This window comes from uncultured Anaerovibrio sp., assembly GCF_947302755.1.
Lineage (GTDB): Bacteria > Bacillota > Negativicutes > Selenomonadales > Selenomonadaceae > Anaerovibrio.
Genome location: NZ_CAMYWM010000169.1, coordinates 1 through 4,305, shown reverse-complemented (window position 1 = coordinate 4,305; position 4,305 = coordinate 1). Strand labels below are relative to the sequence as shown.

At 46.1% G+C, this 4,305-nt stretch carries 3 protein-coding genes; all 3 read right to left on the bottom strand.

What is annotated here, in order from left to right:
- Positions 1 to 235: 235 nt before the first annotated feature.
- The 3 genes from Q0Y54_RS11925 to thiT all read right to left on the bottom strand — a co-directional run bounded on the left by Q0Y54_RS11925 (position 236) and on the right by thiT (position 4,181).
- Complete coding sequence (locus Q0Y54_RS11925) at positions 236 to 1,003, bottom strand: Mrp/NBP35 family ATP-binding protein (RefSeq protein ID WP_297968291.1); 768 nt, start codon at positions 1,001 to 1,003, stop codon at positions 236 to 238.
- A gap of 314 nt (positions 1,004 to 1,317) precedes the next feature.
- A complete protein-coding gene (locus Q0Y54_RS11920; RefSeq protein ID WP_297968288.1) occupies positions 1,318 to 3,015 on the bottom strand; it encodes a carbon starvation protein A in 1,698 nt (565 codons plus the stop codon).
- Between the two features lie 626 nt (positions 3,016 to 3,641).
- Positions 3,642 to 4,181, bottom strand: a complete 540-nt coding sequence (gene thiT, locus Q0Y54_RS11915; protein WP_297968285.1) for an energy-coupled thiamine transporter ThiT — start codon at positions 4,179 to 4,181, stop codon at positions 3,642 to 3,644.
- Positions 4,182 to 4,305 lie beyond the last annotated feature (124 nt).

Here is a 4,305-nt window from a genome sequence, read left to right as displayed (position 1 = left end):
CGAACACTAACTTCCCACTGCGCCGTAGGCTTGTGCTCACTAAGTGTTCATAGTAAGCTTACTGGACACCTGACGGCGTCCACACGCCCTTACAACGAACACTAACTTCCCACTGCGCCGTAGGCTTGTGCTCACTAAGTGTTCATAGTATAAATTCTCCACATATAAAAAAAATCCTGCAAGCAAAGTGGAACACCTGACGGGGGCAGGTGTTCCGGGGCAGCACAAAAGTCCTTTATTTATTTTCCTCCAGCTTCAGCAATTCCTCTGCCGCTTCATTCAGGTAAATATTTTCCACATTTTCAATCTGACCAGCATCACATTGAACTGCAAGGTTAGGCTGCATCGGTATACGGCCCAGCACCTTCAGATCATATTCCCTAGCAATATCATCAAGATGACTCTTGCCAAATATCTCATGGCGTTTGCCGCAATCCGGGCACTCAAAATAGCTCATATTTTCCACCAGACCGAGAATAGGCACATTCATGGCAGAGGCCATTTTTACTGCCTTGGACACAATCATGGAAACCAGCTCCTGGGGACTGGTAACTATTACGATGCCATCCAGCTTAATGGACTGCATAACCGTAAGCGGCACATCACCGGTTCCCGGCGGCATATCTATAAAGAGATAATCCACATCATTCCAGATAATATCCGACCAAAATTGCTTTACCACACCACTTATCACCGGCCCACGCCATACCACAGGGTCAGTGGAATGCTCCAAAAACAAATTCATGCTGACCACATCTATGCCGCCGGCCGAAGGTACAGGAAAGGCACCAGCTTCGCTGGCACGCACCTCACCCTTGACACCAAACATTTTTGGAATGGACGGACCGGTAATATCCGCATCCATAATGCCAACGTGGCGGCCCTTTCTGGCCATGGCTATGGATAACAAACCGGTTACCATGGATTTGCCTACACCGCCCTTGCCACTGACTACCGCAATGGTATGACGAATTTTACTTAAATCATTAGGCTGTTCAAACATATCCCCTGCCTTGCGGGTATCCTCCCACAGGTAGTACCACAGGAGCTGCAATCATGATTACAATTTTCTGACATAATAACGGTTCCCCCTTATATTATTACACACATTTTCATATATTAGTATAATACTTTCAGCTACTTTTCTCAATGATTTATCTGATGTTTACATAAGAAACTCTGTGCAAAATGATATTTTCCACTACGATCTTACAGGCAATCTAAGCTACCACTGCGCTGTAGGCTTGCAACTGCTAAGATTTCACAGAAAAAGGGGACCGGTTTAACCAGTCCCCAATTTTTAGTATAAGGCGATAATCAAAGGTTGGCCGCAGGAGTCTTGCCTTCCTTACCATGCTCCAGCTCCCCTGTCAGCAATTCCCTGCCGCAATGCTTAACCACCAGGACAGCCAGGGTCATAAGGGCAATGGCCAAAATCAGCTGGAGGCCATCCACCATAAATACGAAATCACCAGTTCCAAGCTTGGTGTAAATACCCATAACGCTAAGCACAAGGGCACTCATGGTTACCAGGAACATAAAGGTCATTGGAACGTAGAGCATCCAGCCCTTGCGGCCGGTGGTACGAAGGAATACAGCCAAGGCGATAAGTACAAGGGCCGACAAAAGCTGATTGGCTGCACCAAACAATGGCCAAATATTCATATAACCAGCCAGGCACAAGAGATAGGATAATACAAGGGTCACAATTGTAGCAACATAGGTGTTGCTGAAGAATTTTGCCACAGCATTCTGCTCCTGGCCCTCATCAGGGGCAAATAATTCCTGTAAGGACATACGGCCGATACGGGCCACGGAATCAATGGTGGTCATGGCCAGGGCCGATACGCACATGGTCATAAAGCACACGGCCACATGCTGTGGAAGGCCGAACATCATGAAGAAACCGCCAACGGCACCGGCAAAAATCTGGAATGGGGTACCCTGTGGCAATACACCACCGGTGGCAGCAGAGCAAACGATTACCAGTGCCACAACCCCCAACAGGGATTCAATCAGCATGGAGCCATAGCCTACAGTCAGCATATCCTTTTCATTGTTGATGGTCTTGGAGGAAGTACCGGAGGAAACCAGACTATGGAAGCCGGAAACGGCACCACAGGCAATGGTGATAAACAGAATTGGGAACAGGCTCAGCCCCTTTACCTCAAAGCCTACAAAGGCCGGCATATTAATGGTAGGATTGGCCACCAGAACACCGATAATCGCTCCGGCCAGCATGCCAAGGAGCAGGAAGGAGGACAAATAATCCCGGGGCTGCATCAAAAGCCACATTGGCAGTACAGAGGCGATAAAGCAATAACCAAAAACCACATAACGCCATACAGTGGCATCAAAATATAATGGATAAGCAATACCCACGGCCATCATGGCCATAAAGAGCACAAAGCCAACAGCCAGCTTTACACCCTCCTTGGGCTGGAACTTACGGATAAAGAAGCCGAAGGCCATTGCCACAAAGATATACAGCATGGAAATAGATGCCGCAGAAGCATTTGGTGCAGCCAGGCTGCCGTCCTTGGCAAAGCCGTTAAAGGTGTTGGCCACAATATCGGCAAAGGCGGCAATTACCAGCAGGGTAAACAGCCAGCAGAACAACAGAAACAGGCGGCGGCCGGTTTTGCCCACATACTGCTCAATGAGCATTCCCATGGACTTGCCCTGATTTTTTACGGAAGCGTACAATGCGGTAAAGTCCTGCACTGCACCAAAGAATACGCCACCCACCAGCAGCCAGAGAAGTGCAGGAAGCCAGCCAAACATGGCAGCAATTATTGGTCCGGTGATAGGACCTGCGCCTGTGATGGAGGAAAACTGATTGGCAAATACAGTAAATTTTGAGGCAGGAGAATAATCCTTGCCATCCTCAAATTCGTGGGCCGGGGTTTTGGCATCCACGTCAATACCCCAGGTTTTTACCAGCCAGCGGCCATAGACAAGATAGGCAGTTGCAAAAAAGACCATTGCAAACCCCACAACCATTAATCCATTCATACATAATTCCTTCTTTCTTAATGAATAGTATAAAATTAGGACCCACAACACCATCAAGGAAGATAAAAGTATGCCTACCTTCATCAGCCCTTACACTAAATCTAAGGTTCATCTTCATCCTTCAGATTTGATTGACTAAGATTTAGCAGCAAAAAAATCCTTCATCCTCAATTACTTGAAGACGAAGGATTAACTCCGCGGTACCACTTCTCTTACTGCCTATAAAATAAACAGTCCCTTTGTAACAGACCAACATCTGTCCTTTTTGATAACGGTGAAGACACCGGAGCAGCTTACTGGAGTCTTAATTGACCGGGTTCAGCCCTCTGCTGACAGGTGATAAAATACAGAATCCGCTTTGCCCCACTCACACCATCTTGAAGCTCGCTGAAAAGCACTACATCTGCACTCGCGTCCTGAGTCTTTGCATTTGTGTTGTTTTGTTGTGTCATATAGTAACACTATATTGGGAATAGGTCAAGAAAAATATCAAAATTTGTAATATGAATTTTTGAAAATAGGTAAAGTGTCATACAATTGTGTACAAAACATCCCTGTATATGAGACAGCGTCCTTTTAAGTTCATCATAGGTGTACATTAATACACAATGGTATAATATAGAGAACTACAAGGACTCATCCCGCATTGCATTAATAATCCGTTCAATAGGTAAAAAATGAATTATCAGACAACAAATAAGCCAATCAGGAACCACAAAGCTGCCGTTGTAAATAACGGAATAAAGGAAGGCAGGAGTTCCCTCCGGCGCATAGGAGGCAAAGAATACCGCACCGGAAATAACATGGAATACATACTTTAAGGCATAGGCCACAGTAGTTCCCAAAAATATTCTCTGTTTAAACAGTCCCACCAAAGCCATGGCCATATATGGCAACGGATAATCCAACAGAACCTGAACAGGATGATAAAAAAACGGATTAATCATCAGGGCAATAATTCCACATATAAACCCGGCCAGCAGAGTAATGCGCCAACCAAAGCAATAGGACAGCAAAATAAGGGGTATCATGGTCCCCAGACTCACCTCGCCACCCTGAGGCATCATAAATACATGGATTTGATTAATAACTGAGGTCATGGCAATGACCAAAGCCGTGCGAGAAATCATTTTCGCTGAAAAATGGCTATTATTTGCAAAAAACATACAAACCGCTCCAACCTAAAATTTAACCCTACGCTAAGGGGGGCTAGGTCTCACCCCTCTTAGGTGGAGGAAAAGCCCCCATAGCGGTCAGTGTCAGCTGCTCAGCTAAGACCATGGTCTTGCT